The organism is Lacrimispora indolis DSM 755, assembly GCF_000526995.1.
In the GTDB taxonomy this organism is placed as follows: Bacteria; Bacillota; Clostridia; order Lachnospirales; family Lachnospiraceae; genus Lacrimispora; species Lacrimispora indolis.
Genome location: NZ_AZUI01000001.1, coordinates 5,667,391 through 5,686,252 on the forward strand (window position 1 = coordinate 5,667,391; position 18,862 = coordinate 5,686,252).

Below are 18,862 nucleotides of genomic sequence, written 5' to 3' on the forward strand. Positions count from 1 at the left end.
ATGAAATGAAAGGCTGAAAAACCAACGAGTAAAAAACGCCTGAACTCTTACAAAATAAGAGTTCAGGCGTTTTCATTTAAAAGAAAGATCTTATCTGGAACCGCGTACATAAGGCTTTCCAAGACCTTCCGGTGCATGGCTCCTCCCAGCGGTACCCAGGAGGGCGGCCAACGTGATCAGATAGGGAAGCATGGACAATGCCTGGGAGGGAAGGGGAACACCAACTGCCTGAAGGCGGATCTGCAGCGCATTGGCGGCGCCGAACAAAAGGGCTGCTCCCATCATTCCAAAAGGAACATAGCGGCCCAGAATAACAGCTGCAAGGGCAATGTAGCCCCGCCCGGAGGTCATATTTTCCGAAAAATTCCCCACCTGTACCAGAACCAGATATGCACCTCCCATTCCCCCCAGCACTCCGTTTAAAACCATGGAAATGTACTGGTACTTGTAAACCGGTATCCCTGCCGAATCTGCGGAACGGGGACTTTCTCCAATGGCTGCAAAGGAAAGCCCTGTGTTTGTTTTTTTATAAAAGAGAGCTGCCCCTATGACCAGAAAATACATGAGATAGGTGAGAATATCCTGATAAAAAAGAGCGTTTCCAATGAGCGGAATGCCGGAAAGCACCGGGATCCGTACCTTAAGAAGAGGCTGGATCTGCTGGTAGGATTGTCCCCCCGACATGAGCTTATACAAAAAACCGGTAACCCCCATCACAAAAATATTGATGGCGATCCCGCTGACTGACTGGTCTTTTGACAGCTTAATTGACAAGACTCCATGGATCATGCTGACAGCAGCTCCCCCTGCCATGCCGCAAAGAAGCCCCAGAGTCATGCTTCCTGAGTAAAACGCACCTGCAAAAGAGAAAAATGCGCCGGAAAGCATGACTCCCTCCATTCCGATGTTCAGAATTCCGCTTTTTTCCGAAATAGTCTCCCCAAGCCCTGCATAGGCAAGAGGCACAGCCATTCGTACTGCCGCCGATAAAAAGGCAGTCAGAAAGCTGACGGTTAAAATCTGGTCCAGCATCTATTTCCCCTCCTTTGGTCTCATTTTCCCGGCAAGAAGCTCTCTGCCCAAAATGAGCAGCACCATAAAGCCGATGAGAAAATCCACAATGGAGGACGGAACCCCCATCTGCCTTTGCATGGAATTTGCGCCTACCTCCAGGGCAGCAAATAAAACAGAGACAATCAGCACTCCCACCGGATGGTTGGAGGCCAAAAGGGTTATGAGAATTGCCGTATACCCGCAGCCTCCGGAAATGCCTTCCAGCAGTTTTTTCTGAACTCCCAGTACCTCCACAGCTCCTGCGGTCCCGGCAAGTCCTCCGCTTAACACCGCCGACAGGATGATGTTCTTCACCACGGAAATACCGTTTACCGCAGCAGCCCGCTTATTAAAGCCGACTACCCGGAACTCATAGCCTGCGGCCGTTTTTTCCATGAGAAACCACACAAAAAGCACGGCACCAAGTGCTATAAAAATACCTGTATGAATCCTGGTGGGCTTTAAAAAGCGTAAAAGCGTTGCTGAGGCATCTATTTTTTCCGATTGGGGGATGCTTCCCGCCGGATCCATGAGAAAGGTGCGGACAGCTATGCCCAAAAGATTCATGGAAATATAATTCAGCATAATGGTGCATATGATTTCCGAGATTCCAAGCTTTGCCTTTAAAATGGCTGCCAGCAATGCCCATAGTCCGCCAAACAGGAATCCGCAGGCAATTGCCAGAAAGATCCGGAAAATCCCCGGAACTCCGGCGGTATTTAAAGCCACCCAGGCTGAGGCAAGGGCTCCTATGTAAAACTGCCCTTCCCCGCCGATATTAAAAAATCCGGTCCGGAAGGCCACCGAACAGCCAAGTCCGGTGAGGATTAAGGGAGTTGCTTTCACAAACACTTCCCCAAACCCGCTCCTATTGCCAAAGATTCCGTTGAAAAACATCCGGCTTGCCGTGAGAGGGTCAGCTCCTGACAAAAGGACAAGGATAGCTGCCGCACCAATGGAAATCAAAGCAATTTTCCCCAGCTCAGCTGCCTTCATTTTTTTCATTTGGTCCATTGCCTACCTCCTTTTGTGTCACTCCGCCCATATAAAGCCCGATTTTAAATACATCGGCTTCTTTTCTGTCAAGGATCCCCATGATCCGTCCTTCAAACATCACTGCGATCCGGTCGCTTAAGGAAAGGATCTCATCTAAATCGGCAGAAATGAGCAAAACGCTTTTTCCCTTGTTTTTCTGCCTGACAAGAGTCTGATGAACAAATTCCGTTGCCCCGATATCTAAGCCTCTTGTAGGCTGGCTGGCCACGATGAGCCTGGCTTCATTGGAAATCTCACGGGATAAAATCACCTTCTGCTGGTTTCCGCCGCTCATAAGCTTTACCGGCGTCCTGATCCCGCTTTTTCCCGACGTACGGATCCCATACTCTGTAACGGCTTCTAATGCCCGGTTCTCAGCTTCTTTATAATCCAGAATCAGATTTTTTGAAAATGGCGGCCGGTTAAACGTGCGCAGAATCAGGTTTTCCGTTACCGTCATATCCACGACCAGACTGTCTTTATGGCGGTCATCGGATATATAGGAAATGCCCTTATGAAAGCGTTCCTTTACAGACCTGTTGTCAATGGCCTCCCCGCGGAAGACAATGCTTCCCTCCGTATGCTTACGGATTCCCGTAATTACCTCGGAAAGCTCCTTTTGCCCGTTTCCTTCCACTCCGGCAATTCCAAGGATCTCCCCTTTATTAACCGTAAGACAGATGTTATCCAAGATTTTTTTACTCTCTCGTTTTTTTGACAAGGAAACACCTTCCAGACTTAAGGCTGTTTCCTCTGATGGTTTTTGACCTTTTTCCTTTTTGCCGGAAAGGGGTCTGCCTATCATATGGGCGGACAATTCCTCCGGTGTAGTATCCGCTGTGACCAGTTCCTTAACCGCCCTGCCATCCCTTAAAATAGTGACCCTGTCACTGATTGCCATGATCTCACTTAATCGGTGGGTAATGATGATGATCCCATGCCCTTCTTCCTTTAACCGCTTCAATACGTTAAAGAAATTTTCAGTTTCCTGAGGGGTCAAAACTCCTGTTGGTTCGTCTAAAATCAGCAGGTCTGCCTTCCGGTATAATGCTTTTAAAATTTCCACCCTCTGCTGTTCTCCCACAGACAGGCTGCCAACCTGATTCCGGGGATTTACAAAAAGTCCGTACTTCCCTGCCAGCAGGCAAAGCTCTTTTAAGGCCGCCTTTCTGTCAAGGATTTCTTTCTTATGGCCATACCCCAGAATGATGTTGTCAAGCACCGTCATCCGGTTTACCAGGGAAAAATGCTGATGAACCATGCCGATCCCACGGCTTATGGCATCGGCAGGAGACTTAAACCGGACAGGCTCTCCTTTATAGAGGATCTCTCCTGCCTCAGACTGGTAAATGCCGAACAAAATGTTCATGAGCGTGGTCTTTCCTGCCCCGTTTTCCCCCAACAGGGCATGGATCTCCCCTTGTTCCACAGACAGACTTACATCCTGATTGGCATATACACCGGAAAATGCTTTTGTAATGTGTTTCATTTCCAATAATGGCATATGGAAGCTCCCTATCTCACCTTTGTATCACATGGAACGGTAAACTCTCCGGATGTGATGGCCGACACCTTCTTTTCAATTTCTGCCTTCACCTCATCCGGGATCTGAGCCTCTAGTTCATGGTATGGAGCAATGCTCACCGCCCCTTCCTTCATGCCCAGCTCATAGATTCCTCCTGCAAAGCTTCCGTCAGCCACTGTCTTAAATGCAGCCTCGATCACCTTGGGAATATGATATACGGAAGAAGAAAGAACCGTTTCAGGAGCCAGCCCGTTCTGGTCATAGGAATCGCCTGTGGCATAAATCTTCCCTTCCTTTGCCGCATTGATGGCGCCTGTGCCGGATTCATTGGCACAATGGCCGATGATGTCAGCTCCATTATCGATCATGGCCTGGGCAGCCTCCTTTCCCAGAGCCGTATCTGTAAAGGAGCCGGTCCACGCAGTCTGTACTTCTATGTCAGGTTTCACGGACTTTGCCCCATCCTCAAAGCCATTCATGATTTTCACAAGGGAGGCACCCTGAATGGGACCTACAAAACCGATCTTATTGCTTTTTGACATTCCCGCTGCAAGCATTCCCATGACGTAACCGCCTTCTTCGCATTTGGTCACATAGGAAGCTACATTGTCGGCAGAAACCTCACCCTCTGTTACAATGAATTTTGTATCCGGATACTGTCCGGCAACTTCAACGGCAGGATCACCGAACTCATAGCCATGGCCGATCACCACATCATAACCATTTGCGGCATAATCAGCAAATGCGGCTTCAATGTCATCAGGAGTTAAATTTTCTGTATAAGCGGTTTCACAGCCATAATCGGATTCCAGAAGCTTTAATCCTTCATAGGCGGTCTGGCACCAGCCCATGTCGTTTGCTGCGCCGGAAAGACAGAGCGCCACCTTAAAGTTTTTTGCAGTCTCAGCCTTTGTTCCCGCTGTTTCCTGCACCTCTTTTGTCTCTGCCGCTTTTGTGCAGCCTGCCAAAGATGCTGCCGCCATAGAGGCAGCAAGAACCAGGGCTGCCAGCTTTCTCATGTTTTTCATAATGTTTCTCCTCTCTTGTGGTCAATTGGGTCATTGCTTTATGGTTTCAATATCCGGATCTGCGTATGGGTGATATAGCCGGAACTCTGGTTTTCCACAAACTGGTCCAGAATATTAAAATTAATGGTAAGGTCTTCAAAGTGTAAATCCGGTCTTGCATTTCGGATGCGCATGGTGGTGGCGGGAACAGTCTCATAAGGGCCTAAGTGATAGCCGCAGAGGAAATCGCCTGCAGGGATCCTTCGTATCTGGTCCTTTCTTAAATGATCCGGCAACGGCTCTTCTGAAGGATATAAATAGGCTCCGAAATATTTTTCTTCCCCCTGATAAAAGGCGATGGTGGGATAAAAATAAAAGGAATTCTGCCTGTAGAGAGCCTCTTCCTCTCCAATGGCAAGGTAGGCCCTGTCCTCAAAATGGCGGACAGTAATTTCATCTGTACGGATATTCTTCATCTCTCCTTCAATAAAACGCAGCTTTCTCTGAATGGCCTCATCAATGGAAATCAGTTCCTTCCATTGCCTGTGAAGCTCTTCTGAACGCTGTTTTAAAGAATCCAGTGCGGAATTTGCGTGCTGGGTGCTCCGCTGCTTTGAGATTTCCTCCAGGGAATAACCAAGCTTTCGCATATAACATATGGTTGCCAGCTCATAAACCTGGTCAAACTCATATTTTCTTCTGCCGTTTTTTATGTCCCGCATCCGTGGCTTAAATATGTCTATGCTGTCATAGTAATACAAGGTCTGTATATTTAACCCGAAAAGGGAACTCATCTCTCCAATGGATAAAAAGTCCTTCAAACCGTTTTCCTCAACTTTCCGTGGTCAGGCTGCCTATAAAAACGGACGGAACGCCTCACTTGGATTCCGTATCACCCTGGTGCAGACCGCCTCCCCCTCAGAAGCCAGCTTTTTCTCATCCACTCCGGTGATCACGCCATCCTTATAAACCACTTTTCCATTAATCATAGTGAGCCATACGTTTCCTGTCAAGCCAACCCTTGCAAGGAGGTTCTTAGGATCATGGACCGCTCCCGCAAGCTCCAATGCTTCCCCGTCGATCATAAACAAGTCGGCAGCCTTTTCCGGTTCTAAAGAACCCAGATCCGGCCTTCCCAAAGTCTTTGCTCCGTTGATGGTAGCGATTTTTAACATATCATAGGCAGATACGCAGCCGCCTCGTTCCTTTGTATGGTAAGCCTGCATCATGTAGGATAAACGAAGGGCGTCCAGTAAATTGGAGCTGTCATTGGTCGCAGACCCGTCGCAGCCAAGGCTTATGAGAACGCCGGCCTCCTGCATGGCCCTGATATCAAGAATGGGAAAGCCTCCCAGCACGGCCGGCGTAGGGCAATGGGAAATACCGGTTCCTGTTTCCGCCAGTATGCGGTATTCCTCCGGAAGCACTTCCCAGTTATGGGCGTACCAGACATCTTCTCCTATAAAGCCAATATCCCGGCACCATTCCAGGGTGCGTTTTCCGTAGCGGGCCTTGATTCCTTCCGTCTCCCCTTCCCCTAAATGAGTGTGCATCCGCACACCCATGGCTCTGGCTGCAGCAACGGTTTCAATAAACGTATCCGGCCGGCAGTTGATGGGCTGGCAGGGCGCCATGACGATCTGGCGCATGGAATAGGGTTTTGGGTCGTGATAGAGACGGATGAGCCTTTCGCAGTCCTTTAAAAATTCATCGGTAGTTTCCAGCATATTATCCGGAATAGAACTTCCCTCGCTCCGGGGGAGCGTGTTGCTTCCCCTTCCTGCATGATAGCGGATTCCCATAAGCTCCGCCGCTGCCATCTGCCGGTCCACCGGGTCCTTGCCGGTTTTCTTTGTATAGCAGTACTGGTGGTCAAAGGCGCAGGTACAGCCGTGCTTGATTAAGTCGGCAAAAGCCGTAAGAGTTGAGTAGTAAATGACATCGTTATCAATGATCTGAAAAATCCGGTAGATCTTGTGGATCCAGTCCATGACCGTCAGATTGGGATAATCAATGGTGATCAGATTCCTTACAAAGGTCTGAAAGAAGTGATGATGGGTGTTAATTAGACCTGGATATACAAACTTCCCTGTCCCGTCAATGACTGTTGCACCTTCTTCCTCCATCTCACGGCCTATGGCCGCAATCTTGGGCCCATCCATCAGAATATCGGCGTCTTTGTACACATGGTCATTTTCATCGCAGGTCACAATTGCTTTGGCATTTTTTATCAGAACTTTTGAAGCCATGTTATTCCTCCATTCCCAAAGCGGCAACATGCCGCCGTTTAAAATTGAGGTCATTATATATCCTATAGTAACTATAGCTTCAAGTTCAAAATGTCCGTTGATTCATTAAATAAATTTATGATCATTTTATTTTTTTCTTATAAACAGGGGTTTTGTCCTTATCTTCCGTCAAAAGCCCCTCCATACTCCTTTAAATCCAGTTCTCCGAACAGGCTGTCCACCGCCGCCTTATACTCTTCAAGATGCTGGGATTTGCGGATTCTTTTCCCGTGTTTTTCGCTGCCCTCAAACATCTGGATCATATAAGCCCACAGCTCCTTCATCTTAAACAGGATATTCCTGTCCCCTGACATGATCTCTTCGTATCCTTTCAAAACTTCGTCATGAAAGGCTTTTAACCGCCCCTTCTCCATGCTCTCCCCGTTCTTTATTTCTCCTGCAAGACCTGGATTTGCCACCAGCCCTCTTCCAAACATGACACGGTCTATGGATGGAAAGTAAGCGGTGAATTTCTTATAATCTTCCATGGAAAATAAGTTTCCATTATAACATAAGGGGTTTTTGCTTAAGGAAACCGCTGTTTTTACGGCCTCCCAGTTGGGTTCATTTCTGTAAAAATCCCTCTGGACCCTGGGATGGAGAATCAGTTCCTTTATGGGATATTTATTATAAATTTCCATGAGCCTTCCCCATTCCTCAGGACTGTCCTTTCCGATTCTGGTCTTCACGGAAATCCTCATGTCCAGTGCGGAAAATATCTCATCAAAGAAAGCCTCCAGCCGGTCCGGATTCCCAAGAAAGCCTGATCCCCTGCCCTTGGAAACCACTGTTGGAGAAGGACAGCCCAGATTTAAATTCACTTCCTCATAGCCGTATTGTTTCAGTTCCTTTGCTGCCCATATAAAATCTTCTCCTTTATTGGTGAGAATCTGAGGGATGACATGCAATCCCCGGTTATGCTCCGGCAGAAAATCATTTTTTTCCCTGGAGGTAAACTTCCGGTTCTGGGTGGGTACAATAAAAGGAGTGACATACTCATCGATATGATTGAAAAACATATGATGAGCGTTCCGGTAAACATAGCCGGTGATCCCCTCCATTGGGGCAAAATAATACTTCATATTTCAGTCTCCATCTTTTATGAATTCTATATCGGTACATTTTACCACATCAGGTGACAAATTCATAGAAGCCCATTTACAGAATCTGTCAGGAAGTGATATAATATAAAGCAAAATGCCATTATTCTGGAGGATCCATCATGACACAATTAAAGAACTTACTGCCAGCAGCCGCAAAGGCCCTTTTCCTTACCGTCCTTATTTCCGCCGCTTCCTCTTCCGTCTCATGGGCAGAAGAAGAGATCGGACCGGCCTTTGCACCTCCGATCACGAAAATAACCGCCCCTGAAATCGGACCGGGCATGCGAAACAACTCCAACTTTGTAGTAGTCCTGGATCCCGGCCACGGCAAGACCGGCGGACATTTTTCCGGCTGCCACTTTGAATATAACGGAATCACCTATTATGAAGATGAGATCACCATGAAGATTGCTTCCTACACAAAACAGTATCTGGAGCAGTTCTCTAACTATACGGTTTATTTAACAAAGGACAGTGCGGAAACAACCGTACCTCTTGATCAGCGGGCAGCCTTTGCCGCCTCTGTCCAGGCAGACCTTTTTGTAAGCCAGCACGTGGACTCGGCTTTGGGGAACGGTACGGTAAAAAATGCTTATGGCGTAAGCTCCATGGCTCCCAGAACCGGAAGGTATAACAATGACCTGGCCCTCCAGTCCCAGGAAGCTGCCAATACTATTTTAAAGCAGCTAAGCACTCTGGGACTTCACAACCGGGGACTGATCCTCCGGGATTCAGAAAACGGAACCATGTTTCCTGACGGAAGCCAGGCCGATTATTATGCAATCCCCCGCTATTCACAGATGTATGGGATCCGGGGCTTTATCATTGAGCACGGCTTTATAAACCACACCAGCGACTTAACCCTGTTTCTGTCAACAGAAGAACAGTACAAGGCCCTGGGAGAGGCAGATGCAAAAGGGATCATGGAATATCTGCAAAAAGCCGGAAAATCCACACTTACCCAGACAGTACAGCCAGCACAAACAGCTCAGGCAGCCCAGGATACCAACAACCAGAATGAAGGAACCGCTGCTCCTCTCCCTGCCTCTGACGGCAAGGGACCGGGCGTCAGTTAATTGCTGTATCAATGGCTCTTCAATGAAGAACACAACCAAAACTTTGCCTAAAAAGGTGCCCGCGTACCTAACTCCCCTGCCTCTCATCAATGAGAGACAGGGGTTTTTTCATCCAATGGCAGTAACAATAGTCAAGCGGATATTCGCAATCCGCTTCGCTAGTTGCTCACGGCGTCCCCGATAGTGCGGGGGAGGCCCTGCCCCGCTTTATCGGGCATAACCGAACAGCAGCTGTCGCTGCCTGTCAGGTGGAGCTTGTACTCCACCTGACACAAGCAAGTCCCACCCACTACTTAATGCTTTTCGCATTTGAAGTAGGGGACTTACTTGATTCGGTTAAAGAATGCCGTTAAGAAAGTGTTAAAAAATAGCATTAAATTCCTGACTTCTTCACGATTATTGGCCAAATCTCGCTCTTTTATTAGTAAATTTATTTATTTTTCTGTTGAAAATATATATTAGTTGGTACTATAATGGAGTCATCAAAATACGAAACAGGAGGTATGAAGTAATGGATGCAATTTATTTTGTATCAATGGGGTCATTGTTGGGGATTTTCTTTGCCTGGGTTATGTTCCTTCGTGTTAAAAAGCAACCGGAGGGCACCTCGGAAATGGCCAGGATCTCTGAGGCTGTAAGAAAAGGGGCAAATGCCTACTTAAGACGCCAGTATTCAGGGGTCGCAATTTTTTTTATTGCAGTTTTTTGTATTTTATTAATTATGGCTTTTAATGGTTTCCTTAGCTTTTTTACCCCGTTTGCATTTTTAACGGGTGGTTTCTTCTCAGGTCTGTCCGGATTCATAGGAATGCGTACAGCAACTATGGCTAACTGCAGAACAGCAGAAGGAGCTTCAAAAAGTTTAAATAAAGGACTCCAGGTGGCCTTCTCAGCCGGTTCGGTTATGGGTTTTACCGTAGTCGGGCTTGGACTTCTGGATCTTTCTATTTGGTATTTCATTTTAAATGCTGCTTTTCATAATCTTCCGGTAGACCAGCGCATTACGGAAATAACGGCTAATATGCTGACCTTTGGAATGGGCGCATCCAGTATGGCCCTTTTCGCCAGGGTCGGCGGAGGTATTTTTACCAAGGCCGCTGACGTGGGAGCTGATCTTGTTGGTAAGGTAGAAGCCGGTATTCCCGAAGACGATCCACGTAATCCTGCTGTTATTGCCGATAATGTGGGGGATAATGTAGGGGACGTAGCCGGAATGGGCGCTGATCTTTACGAATCTTATGTAGGTTCTATTGTATCAACGGCAGCTCTTGCAGTTGCTGCAGGATATGGAATCAAGGGCGTATCCATCCCGATGCTTTTGGCAGCGCTGGGAGTTATCGCATCTGTTATCGGTACATTTTTTGTTAAAACAGAGGAAGGTGCCTCCCAGAAGAATCTTTTAAAGGCCCTTAGAACCGGTACCTATATCAGTGCGGCGGTCATTATTATTGCGGCGTTTTTTATCATAAGGATGCTGCTTCCTGACCATATGGGGCTTTATGCTGCCGTCCTTTCAGGATTGATTGCCGGCGTGTTGATCGGAGCTATTACAGAATATTACACATCAGATACATACAGCCCAACCCAAAAATTAGCCCAGTCCAGCGAAACCGGAGCTGCAACAGTCATCATCAGCGGGTTATCTCTTGGCATGCTTTCCACTGTCGCACCGGTAGTGATCGTCAGCATTTCTGTACTTGTAAGTTACTATTGTTCCGGAGGTGCCAATGATTTTAACCTGGGACTTTACGGCATCGGATTGTCTGCAGTGGGGATGCTGTCCACTCTGGGTATTACACTGGCAACGGATGCCTACGGACCCATTGCTGATAATGCCGGCGGCATCGCTGAAATGACACATATGGATGCTTCCGTTAGACAGAGAACAGACGCACTGGACTCTCTTGGCAACACCACGGCTGCTACAGGAAAAGGATTTGCTATCGGTTCCGCTGCCTTGACCGCTCTTGCGCTGATCGCTTCCTATGTTGATAAAGTGCATCAGATTCAGCCAAACCTGAACCTGGATTTAACTATAACCAATCCAAAAGTACTGGTCGGATTGTTAATTGGTGGTGTATTACCGTTCCTGTTTGCAGCCCTTACCATGGACGCAGTAGGCAAGGCCGCACAATCCATTGTATTGGAGGTCCGCCGTCAATTTCAGACCATAGCCGGTATTATGGAAGGAAAAACGGAACCGGATTATGCTTCCTGCGTTGATATGTGTACAAAATCGGCTCAAAAGCTGATGATCGCACCGGCCATGATAGCTGTGGTCATTCCTATCGTAATCGGCCTTTTATTAGGGCCGGAAGGCGTGTCAGCTCTTCTTGCGGGCAATACTGTTACCGGTTTTGTTCTTGCAGTCATGATGGCTAACTCCGGAGGCGCATGGGATAATGCAAAGAAATATATTGAACAGGGTGCACATGGCGGAAAGGGAAGCAGCCAGCATAAAGCCGCTGTGGTAGGCGACACCGTGGGAGATCCCTTTAAGGATACTTCCGGGCCTTCCATCAACATTCTCATAAAGCTTACTTCCATGGTTTCCATTGTATTTGCATCACTTGTCCTGACTTTCCATTTATTATAATGAAAACTACATACTACCTGTAATTTATAAACAATAAAGAAACATACAATGCTTTCCCGGCAATCCCCAATCTGGAATGTTCTTAAAAACAAAAAACCTTCAAGCCCGGCAAAATCCTTGCCGACAGCTTGAAGGTTTTATTGCTGGCATAATAGCCGCAATCTTACTCTTCAACAAACATGTCCTTACCAACTCCGCAAACTGGACAAACCCAGTCCTCAGGTAAATCTTCAAATGCAGTACCTGGCTCAATACCAGAATCCGGATCACCGATTTCAGGATCGTACACATATCCGCATGGCTCACAAACATACTTTGCCATCCTATCACCTCCTTTAACTTCACTGTGCTTTCTTTATAGCATATAATACCATTTTTATCAATAGGTTTGTTTCACATGTCCTATTTAATTCTATGAAATAAAATCTTCTCGCATAGGGGTAAAAATATCTACCAATATCCCCTTTTCAAGGCAAACGCAGCCATGGACGATGCCATCCTGCTTTAACAGGCTGTCCCCCGCCTCTACTACCTTCTTTTCATCTCCTATGGTGAACTCAAATTTTCCGCTGGCAACATAAGTGATCTGGGTATGGGGGTGGCTGTGAAGCTTTCCGACAGCCCCCTTCTCAAACTGGTTCTCCACACACATCATACCATCACAGTATGCCAGAACCTTTCTGACAACGCCTTCTGCTGCCTGTACTCCTTCTATATCCTTATTGAATACCCATTTTTGATTTTTCTCCGGCTCTCTCATCCTGTTTTCTCCTTATCTTCTTTCTTTTTGCAAGTCCCTAACTCCAATTCTTCCACACTTCCGGCCGGTAACCCACCGAGGCCTGCCTTCCGTTTCTCACAATGGGAGTTTTCAGCACCTTCTGGTTCTCCAAGACCTTTTCATCCTTGTCCTCGTCAGCGATGTACTGAATAAGCGCCAGAGCCTCCCGGTCCTTACAGTTTTCATCAAGCATGGCGTCAAGTCCTCCTACTGCCTGCTTAACTCCATTGTACTCGCCCTTGCTCAGACCCTTTTCTTTCATATCAATAAACTGGTACTTGATTCCCCGTTCCTTGAAATATCGCTCCGCTTTCTTGGTTTCAAAGCATTTTCCGGTTCCAAAAATCTGTATGTTCATGGGCCTTGTCCGCCTTTCCGGTTCTTTTTCCAACAGACCCATTTTAACACAAGGAGCCGTTGATTTCAATCCATAACCAACGGCTCCTCATGATCAAAAACTTATTTTACATACTGGTGCAGCGTTTTTCTCACTGCTCCGGGACCTTCCAGCATTTCATAAAGCATGGCTTCAATCTTATGAGAAAGGCCTGCTGAAACTAAATCAGTTCCAAAAAGAACAGGATTGGACAGGATTTCTTCCAGTCCTTCCTTTTCCTCAGGCTGTTCTCCCAGCTTAATCCCCTTTAACTGGTCCTTTAATTCTGAAAGCATGGGATCGCTGCTGATCTCCATGGGGTTTCCTTCATCATCCACGCACAGAAGATAACGGAGCCAGCCGGCAATGGCCAGTGGGATGGCGGTCAGGCTCTGCACATCCAGCTGATCATCTGCCAGATATGCCTTTATGGTCTCTCCAAAGCGGATGGGGATCTTCTGGCTTGTATCCGTGGCAATTCTCTGAGGCGCATCGGGAATAAAGGGATTGGGCAGACGGTATTCAATGACCTCTCTGATGAAATCCTCCGGACTTAAGATCCCCGGATCCGTAACCACCGGCAGCCCCTCTTTGTAGCCGATTTTCTCCACAAGAGCTTTTAAATCCTCATCTCTCATCTCTGCTGCAATGCTTTTATACCCCAGCAGGCAGCCAAAGACTGCCAAAGCCGTGTGAAGGGGATTTAAACAGGTGGTGACCTTCATCCGTTCCGTCCGGTTTACCGTGTCTCTGTCCGTTAAATATGCTCCTGCCTTTTCAAGCTTTGGCCGGCCGTTTGGGAACCTGTCTTCTACTACCAGGTACTGTGGGATCTCCGCATTGACAAAGGGAGCAATGTAGGTGTTTTTGCTGGTAATGATGGGGGCCATGTCTTCCATGCCCACTTCTTCCAGGGACCGCTGCACTTCCTCTGCAGGCCGGGGCGTGATCTTATCGATCATGGTCCAGGGGAAGGAAACCTTGTTTTCATCTGAGATCCAGGCCAGGAACCCCTCAGGAGCATAGCCCTTTTCTGTCCAGGCTCCTGCAATGGAAACAACGCTGTCTTTTAACTTCTCCCCGTTATGGCTGCAATTGTCCATGCTGACCAGTGCCAAGGGAACGCCTCCTGCAAGATACCGTTTAAGAAGAAGGGCTGTGACCACGCTCATGGCATGGCAGGCCTTTTCCGGTCCTTCTTCCATGTCCTTTTCCACCACAGGAAAAAGCTCTCCACGGAAGTTTGCCAGGGCATATCCTTTTTCCGTAATGGTAAAGCTTACCATCTGAAGAGACGGATTTTTAAAAGCCTCCGCCAGATATCCGAAATCCTTTTCATTGCCAACATCGGCCTTTACGCCTTTGGCAACGCTGGCAATCACCTCCCTGTCCATGGTTCCGTCCGGTTTTAAGCTGACCATCATGGTCATATTGTCAAAGGGAGTGTATATTTTATCAATGATATCATAATCAAAGGTATCTGCCGCTATGATGCCGCTTTCCTCAAGGCCTTCCTCCAGAAGACGCTGCTGCAGCACCGCAATAAATCCCCGGAAAATATTTCCTGCTCCAAAATGGATCCATCTGGGTGATTCATCCGTAGTCTTTATCATTTTTTTCCAGTCAAATTCCGGCAGCTTTATGGAAGCCTTTTCCCAGGCCTCCCGGTTTGTTAAACAGGATTGATTCAGTTTCATAAATCCATGCCTCCTATTTTTTATTTTTATGGGTTTTATCAATGGCTTCCCAAAGACCCAGCAGATAATTTGCTCCAATGGCCCGGTCGTACAGCCCATATCCCGGACGGGCCTGTTCTCCCCAGATCATGCGGCCGTGATCCGGCCGGATATACCCTTCAAAGCCAGACTCATACAAAGCCTCCACAATGGCGAACATGTCTAAATCCCCGCAGGAAGAAAGGTGGGCAGCTTCGTCAAAATCCTTTTCCGAAGTATGGCGTACATTCCTTAAATGGGCAAAATGGATCCGTTTCATACCTCCAAATTCCCGCATCATAGCTGGAAGGTCATTGCTTAAATCACTTCCCAGACTGCCTGTACACAGAGTCAGTCCATTATAAGGGCTGTTGTTTAATGCAAGAAATGTCCTGATATTTTCTGCATTGGTAATGACCTTTGGAAGCCCATAAAGAGGCCATGGCGGATCATCGGGATGGATCGCCATTTTAATATCATACTTTTCCGCATAGGGAACCACTGCATCCAGAAAATATTTCATATTGTTCCAATACTGTTCCCTTGTCATGCTCTGGTAAAACTCAATGTCCTGAGCCATGGCATAAAGCCTCTCCGGTTCCCAGCCCGGCAGGGAATACCCTCTGGCCTTTCCCTCCATGGCCTTTGCCATCTTTTCCGGATTCATCTGAAGCACCTCATCATGGCGGTATGCCATAACATAGCTTCCATCCTCTGCCGGAAAAGCCAGGTCACTCCGTGCCCAATCCATGACCGGCATAAAATTATAGCAGAGACATTTGACGCCTGCCAGGCTTAAATGCTCCAGGGTCTTTATATAAGCATCAATATACTCATCCCTGGAAGAAAGGCCCTTTTTTATGTCCTCATGGATATTGACGCTTTCAATTACCTCCATCTCAAGACCGGCCCCATTGATCTCTTCTTTCAGGGCCTTTATGGTCTCCAGGGGCCAAACCTGTCCCACAGGCACTTTGGGCAGGCAGGTAGCCACACCGGAAACTCCCGGGGTCTGACGGATCTGGTCAAGCGTCACGCTGTCATCCCCGAAAGGGAACCAACGCATAATCATTTTCATGCTGCAATACCTCCGTTTCCTTGCTCCTTATTCTTTTCTAAACGCAATAATTTATGACTATTAAGTCTTGCTTTTAGTATATATCTAGTATACTAGTAGTTCAATCAGCATATTTAATAAATATCCACTTTTTTTTTATACATTATGTACAAAGCTTTCCTATTTTTCAATAACCCTCTTCAGGCTGACGAAAAAAAGCAGCAATAAAAGATGGATGCCTTTTCATCTTTTATTGCCGCTCTTATTTATTCTTAAAGAATTACGTTCTATGAATCAAACCAGATCAACGAAAATACCCCGGATACTCTTTTCTCAGAGCTTCCTCATCGATCTTATATCTGGATAAATGCTTTTCCATCAATTCTTTTGCCATGGCTCCGTCCTTAGCAGCTATGGCTTCCACAATGGCCTGATGGTCGGAAATCGTTTTCAAATCCTTCACAGCGATCAGTGACATGCTGCGTATCCGGTCAAAATGAATGGTAATGCTGTCCATGAGCTGATAGACCTGGTTTTTGCCGGTTATGTGAAACAGCAGCCGGTGAAATTCATCATCCAGCTTAAGAAGCTTTTCAGGAGAACGGTTTTCCAAATAAAACTCCTGAAGCTTTACATTCTCTTTCAGCTCCATGACCGCTTCTTTTCCAGCCATCTTACAGGCCAGCTCCACAACTGCGCATTCCAGGACATTACGCATAAAACGTGCCTCTTCCACCAGATTATAATCGATCAAAGCCACCGCACTTCCCTTTTGCGGATAAATCTCCACGATTTTCACCTTTGACAGCTCGATTAAGGCTTCCCGTACCGGAGTCCGGGACAAATGCATTTCCGCGGATAATTCATTTTCGCTCAACATGCTCCCGGGAATTAAATCAAGATGTATGATGTTATCCTTTAACATCCTCAGTGCATATTCCCTTCCTGTCTCTTTGGAATACCGTTCTGTCAGCCGCATACCATGACCTCTTTTCTCAAATTCTGTTCATACATAGAATAAGCGAAATCCTTATCATTGTCAAGCACTAGTATACAAGTACGTTGCTGCCCGGAGGTTTCGGCCTCCGGGCAGCAGCAAATGGATCTGTATGGGGAATTTTAATATCTCATTGGGAGGATTTCCAAGTACTCCTTAACCGTAGCCCCTGCAAGGAACATATCAATGATCTGCTTTCCTAACGGATTTAAATCATCGGTATAATATTTCATCAGCTCCTGAGTAAAGAAGTCTGTCAGTATTTTTGCTCCGGCATCGTATCCCTGCACTCCCACCTCCTGCTGGGTCTCTGGCCTTAAAAATGCTCTTCTGATGTACTGGCCGTCAATTTTTAAGGAATCAAGGCCAAAGCCCAGAATCGGACAGCGTGCTTCCACCAGATGCTCCGGTTTAAACTTGGCGCTGCCGCGGCGGGCAATGTACTCTCTGGCAACCCACTGGGGCATAAAGCTCACCTCATAGGCGCCGATATGCTGGTTGGGGATCAGGACATACCGGGTATTGGTCGAATGCAAAATCTGGTCAAGGAGCAGGTTGGCCTGAGTCACCATTTTACCGGTTGCAAAAGGCCAGTAAGAGCCGACGCCTTCACTGGTCATTTCCAGAGAATCAATAATGCTTGGATTGTTAAATCCCCTTGGTGCCACCAGACGCCATAACCAGGCCAGGGCGGGGGGCAGGATGTGCAGAATTCCAAGGATTCCGTAGGTGGGGTTTTCCTTTGTACATGCGGGAGTCCGTACGCCAAAGCTTCTCACATCCACTTCCACAGGAGTGTCAATGGCCTTGGGAACCAGCCTTCTTGGTAAAATGACACGGGGGTTGGGGCAGGGTTTTCCGTTCTGATCCAGGGTATGCTCCCAAACCAGACAGGTTGCACCGGCTACTGCCTGCATATTTAAGAAAATAAGAGGCTCTTCCGGCTGGATCAGTATTTTTTCATATTGGGGTGAAGTACCGTAGCATTTGATATTATCCAACCGCAGAAACCATGCGGATTCTGCATCCTTGACAACCAGCTTTTTGCTGTCATTCTGCATTTTCGGATGGCACAATGCCATATCATCTGTCACAGGTATGAGATCACAGGTTTCATTTAATACCAGATAGTTCTTTTCACCAGTCACCGTATTTCTGCCTAAGATAGCTCTGCCATCCATTTCTTTGTGGATGTCTTCGATCATTTCACTTTTCCCGCCGCCTGAGGCGCCTTCGTGCATGATCACGATCTCATTGTCATAAGGGGTGATGACTTTTACGGTTGATGCATGAGCAGTCACCCAGCCTTCCTCTTCACCGATATTTAGAAGAACTCCGTAAATTCCCTTTTTGGCGCTTGGGCCAGGATATAAATTATAGGAATATACTTCATGAATTTCCTCCAGACGGTTATGGACAACGATCTGCTTTCCGTCAAAATGAGTATGTCTGAATGGAGGAGCCAGAAAAACAACGGCTCTTGGCTCAAAGCCGGAAGAAATCTCGTCAATATTTAAAAATCCCTGCAAATCTGCAAGTCCGGCAGCAAAAAAACCTGCGTTTAACGGCGAGATCAAAATCGAATCATATCCATATTCAAGTCCGCCTGATTTAAATGGGAAAAAAATCAGCTCCTGATTTTTCAGCCAGTCAAAGGTTTCCGTTCTTAAGGAATCAAAATCAGACGGATAAACCTCCTCATATCTGGGTTTATCCGTTGGCTTCTTATCTGCAATCAGCAGACAGTCCGGATCACGCCTTCTCATATAGTCATCCGTATAATTGACCACAACACCGTTTTTACACTTTGTAGCGGTTGCTTCCAATACCGTGCCTTTGCCTTTCACTTCATATTCAATGCGAAACTCGGTATTCTCTGCATTTCCCATTGCCAGGGTCAGCAGCTCTTCCCTTGTCTTTGGAATAACAACACCTTTTGACTGAGCCAATATGTCCTGTACATATTCGGGTAAATTCATATCACGTAAAGATTCCAGCATATTTTCCTCCGTTCCTGCGCACGCCCTTATGCACATCTGAAATTTGCGCCGTACATGGGGCCGGCACAAACCATGTAATTAATTGTGATTCTCTTCAACCTTTGTTCCCAATTTTATTAAGTATTACATAGTTTCTATTTTAATATTCCAGGCATGTGATCAATCCGGGGCTGTCTGGAAAAACCTTCCCCTTCTCATGCCCGTACCTTCCGTTATAACGGGAAAACCCCAGGGATTTCCCTTCATTTCCGTC

The 18,862-nt window shown here is 47.0% G+C and carries 16 protein-coding genes; 2 read left to right on the forward strand and 14 right to left on the reverse strand.

Annotated elements, in window-relative coordinates; genetic code table 11:
* Positions 1 to 90: 90 nt before the first annotated feature.
* The 7 genes from K401_RS0127485 to K401_RS0127515 form a co-directional block, all read right to left on the reverse strand.
* Positions 91 to 1,032, reverse strand: coding sequence for an ABC transporter permease (locus K401_RS0127485; protein WP_024295957.1), 942 nt, complete (start codon positions 1,030 to 1,032; stop codon positions 91 to 93).
* A complete protein-coding gene (locus K401_RS0127490) occupies positions 1,033 to 2,067 on the reverse strand; it encodes an ABC transporter permease (RefSeq protein WP_027352299.1) in 1,035 nt (344 codons plus the stop codon).
* Positions 2,036 to 3,592: an ABC transporter ATP-binding protein gene (locus tag K401_RS0127495; RefSeq protein ID WP_024295959.1), complete on the reverse strand. Its 1,557-nt coding sequence runs from the start codon at positions 3,590 to 3,592 to the stop codon at positions 2,036 to 2,038. Before K401_RS0127495 ends, K401_RS0127490 begins: the two co-directional genes overlap by 32 nt.
* Before the next feature lie 11 nt (positions 3,593 to 3,603).
* Positions 3,604 to 4,641 (reverse strand): BMP family protein, encoded by a 1,038-nt coding sequence (locus K401_RS0127500; protein WP_024295960.1) that lies wholly within the window; start codon positions 4,639 to 4,641, stop codon positions 3,604 to 3,606.
* Between the two features lie 38 nt (positions 4,642 to 4,679).
* The gene (locus tag K401_RS0127505; protein WP_024295961.1) at positions 4,680 to 5,441 is read right to left on the reverse strand and encodes a MerR family transcriptional regulator; all 762 of its coding nucleotides are present in this window, start codon (positions 5,439 to 5,441) and stop codon (positions 4,680 to 4,682) included.
* A 33-nt stretch (positions 5,442 to 5,474) separates the two neighbouring features.
* The gene (locus tag K401_RS0127510) at positions 5,475 to 6,869 is read right to left on the reverse strand and encodes an amidohydrolase (RefSeq protein WP_024295962.1); all 1,395 of its coding nucleotides are present in this window, start codon (positions 6,867 to 6,869) and stop codon (positions 5,475 to 5,477) included.
* A 158-nt stretch (positions 6,870 to 7,027) separates the two neighbouring features.
* On the reverse strand, positions 7,028 to 7,990 hold the full coding sequence (locus tag K401_RS0127515; protein WP_024295963.1) for a tRNA dihydrouridine synthase: 963 nt from the start codon (positions 7,988 to 7,990) through the stop codon (positions 7,028 to 7,030).
* Between the two features lie 140 nt (positions 7,991 to 8,130).
* On the opposite strand from K401_RS0127515, the gene K401_RS0127520 reads away from it, so the two are divergent.
* The gene (locus tag K401_RS0127520; RefSeq protein ID WP_024295964.1) at positions 8,131 to 9,087 is read left to right on the forward strand and encodes an N-acetylmuramoyl-L-alanine amidase family protein; all 957 of its coding nucleotides are present in this window, start codon (positions 8,131 to 8,133) and stop codon (positions 9,085 to 9,087) included.
* A 511-nt stretch (positions 9,088 to 9,598) separates the two neighbouring features.
* Entirely contained in the window at positions 9,599 to 11,683 is a 2,085-nt protein-coding gene (locus K401_RS0127525) for a sodium-translocating pyrophosphatase (RefSeq protein WP_024295965.1), read from the forward strand.
* Between the two features lie 163 nt (positions 11,684 to 11,846).
* Here the strand turns inward: K401_RS0127525 and rd are convergent, their stop codons facing one another.
* From rd to K401_RS0127560, 7 genes are all read right to left on the reverse strand, one after another.
* Complete coding sequence (gene rd / locus K401_RS0127530; RefSeq protein WP_024295966.1) at positions 11,847 to 12,005, reverse strand: rubredoxin; 159 nt, start codon at positions 12,003 to 12,005, stop codon at positions 11,847 to 11,849.
* Between the two features lie 90 nt (positions 12,006 to 12,095).
* Positions 12,096 to 12,443: a cupin domain-containing protein gene (locus K401_RS0127535; RefSeq protein WP_027352298.1), complete on the reverse strand. Its 348-nt coding sequence runs from the start codon at positions 12,441 to 12,443 to the stop codon at positions 12,096 to 12,098.
* 37 nt (positions 12,444 to 12,480) lie between these two features.
* Positions 12,481 to 12,822, reverse strand: coding sequence for an arsenate reductase family protein (locus K401_RS0127540; protein WP_024295967.1), 342 nt, complete (start codon positions 12,820 to 12,822; stop codon positions 12,481 to 12,483).
* A 101-nt stretch (positions 12,823 to 12,923) separates the two neighbouring features.
* On the reverse strand, positions 12,924 to 14,537 hold the full coding sequence (locus tag K401_RS0127545; protein ID WP_024295968.1) for a mannitol dehydrogenase family protein: 1,614 nt from the start codon (positions 14,535 to 14,537) through the stop codon (positions 12,924 to 12,926).
* Positions 14,538 to 14,550: 13 nt separating this feature from the next.
* A complete protein-coding gene (uxuA, locus tag K401_RS0127550; protein WP_024295969.1) occupies positions 14,551 to 15,633 on the reverse strand; it encodes a mannonate dehydratase in 1,083 nt (360 codons plus the stop codon).
* A 283-nt stretch (positions 15,634 to 15,916) separates the two neighbouring features.
* Positions 15,917 to 16,591, reverse strand: coding sequence for a GntR family transcriptional regulator (locus tag K401_RS0127555; RefSeq protein WP_024295970.1), 675 nt, complete (start codon positions 16,589 to 16,591; stop codon positions 15,917 to 15,919).
* A gap of 140 nt (positions 16,592 to 16,731) precedes the next feature.
* Complete coding sequence (locus K401_RS0127560; protein WP_024295971.1) at positions 16,732 to 18,609, reverse strand: DUF4914 family protein; 1,878 nt, start codon at positions 18,607 to 18,609, stop codon at positions 16,732 to 16,734.
* Between the last annotated feature and the right edge of the window lie 253 nt (positions 18,610 to 18,862).

Coding starts and splice junctions, on each gene's coding strand:
- K401_RS0127485 (WP_024295957.1), bottom strand. CDS start 1,032: ATGCTGGACCAGATTTTAACCGTCAGCTTTCTGACTGCCTTTTTATCG.
- K401_RS0127490 (WP_027352299.1), bottom strand. CDS start 2,067: ATGGACCAAATGAAAAAAATGAAGGCAGCTGAGCTGGGGAAAATTGCT.
- K401_RS0127495 (WP_024295959.1), bottom strand. CDS start 3,592: ATGCCATTATTGGAAATGAAACACATTACAAAAGCATTTTCCGGTGTA.
- K401_RS0127500 (WP_024295960.1), bottom strand. CDS start 4,641: ATGAAAAACATGAGAAAGCTGGCAGCCCTGGTTCTTGCTGCCTCTATG.
- K401_RS0127510 (WP_024295962.1), bottom strand. CDS start 6,869: ATGGCTTCAAAAGTTCTGATAAAAAATGCCAAAGCAATTGTGACCTGC.
- K401_RS0127515 (WP_024295963.1), bottom strand. CDS start 7,990: ATGAAGTATTATTTTGCCCCAATGGAGGGGATCACCGGCTATGTTTAC.
- K401_RS0127520 (WP_024295964.1), top strand. CDS start 8,131: ATGACACAATTAAAGAACTTACTGCCAGCAGCCGCAAAGGCCCTTTTC.
- K401_RS0127525 (WP_024295965.1), top strand. CDS start 9,599: ATGGATGCAATTTATTTTGTATCAATGGGGTCATTGTTGGGGATTTTC.
- rd (WP_024295966.1), bottom strand. CDS start 12,005: ATGGCAAAGTATGTTTGTGAGCCATGCGGATATGTGTACGATCCTGAA.
- K401_RS0127535 (WP_027352298.1), bottom strand. CDS start 12,443: ATGAGAGAGCCGGAGAAAAATCAAAAATGGGTATTCAATAAGGATATA.
- K401_RS0127540 (WP_024295967.1), bottom strand. CDS start 12,822: ATGAACATACAGATTTTTGGAACCGGAAAATGCTTTGAAACCAAGAAA.
- K401_RS0127545 (WP_024295968.1), bottom strand. CDS start 14,537: ATGAAACTGAATCAATCCTGTTTAACAAACCGGGAGGCCTGGGAAAAG.
- uxuA (WP_024295969.1), bottom strand. CDS start 15,633: ATGAAAATGATTATGCGTTGGTTCCCTTTCGGGGATGACAGCGTGACG.
- K401_RS0127555 (WP_024295970.1), bottom strand. CDS start 16,591: ATGCGGCTGACAGAACGGTATTCCAAAGAGACAGGAAGGGAATATGCA.
- K401_RS0127560 (WP_024295971.1), bottom strand. CDS start 18,609: ATGCTGGAATCTTTACGTGATATGAATTTACCCGAATATGTACAGGAC.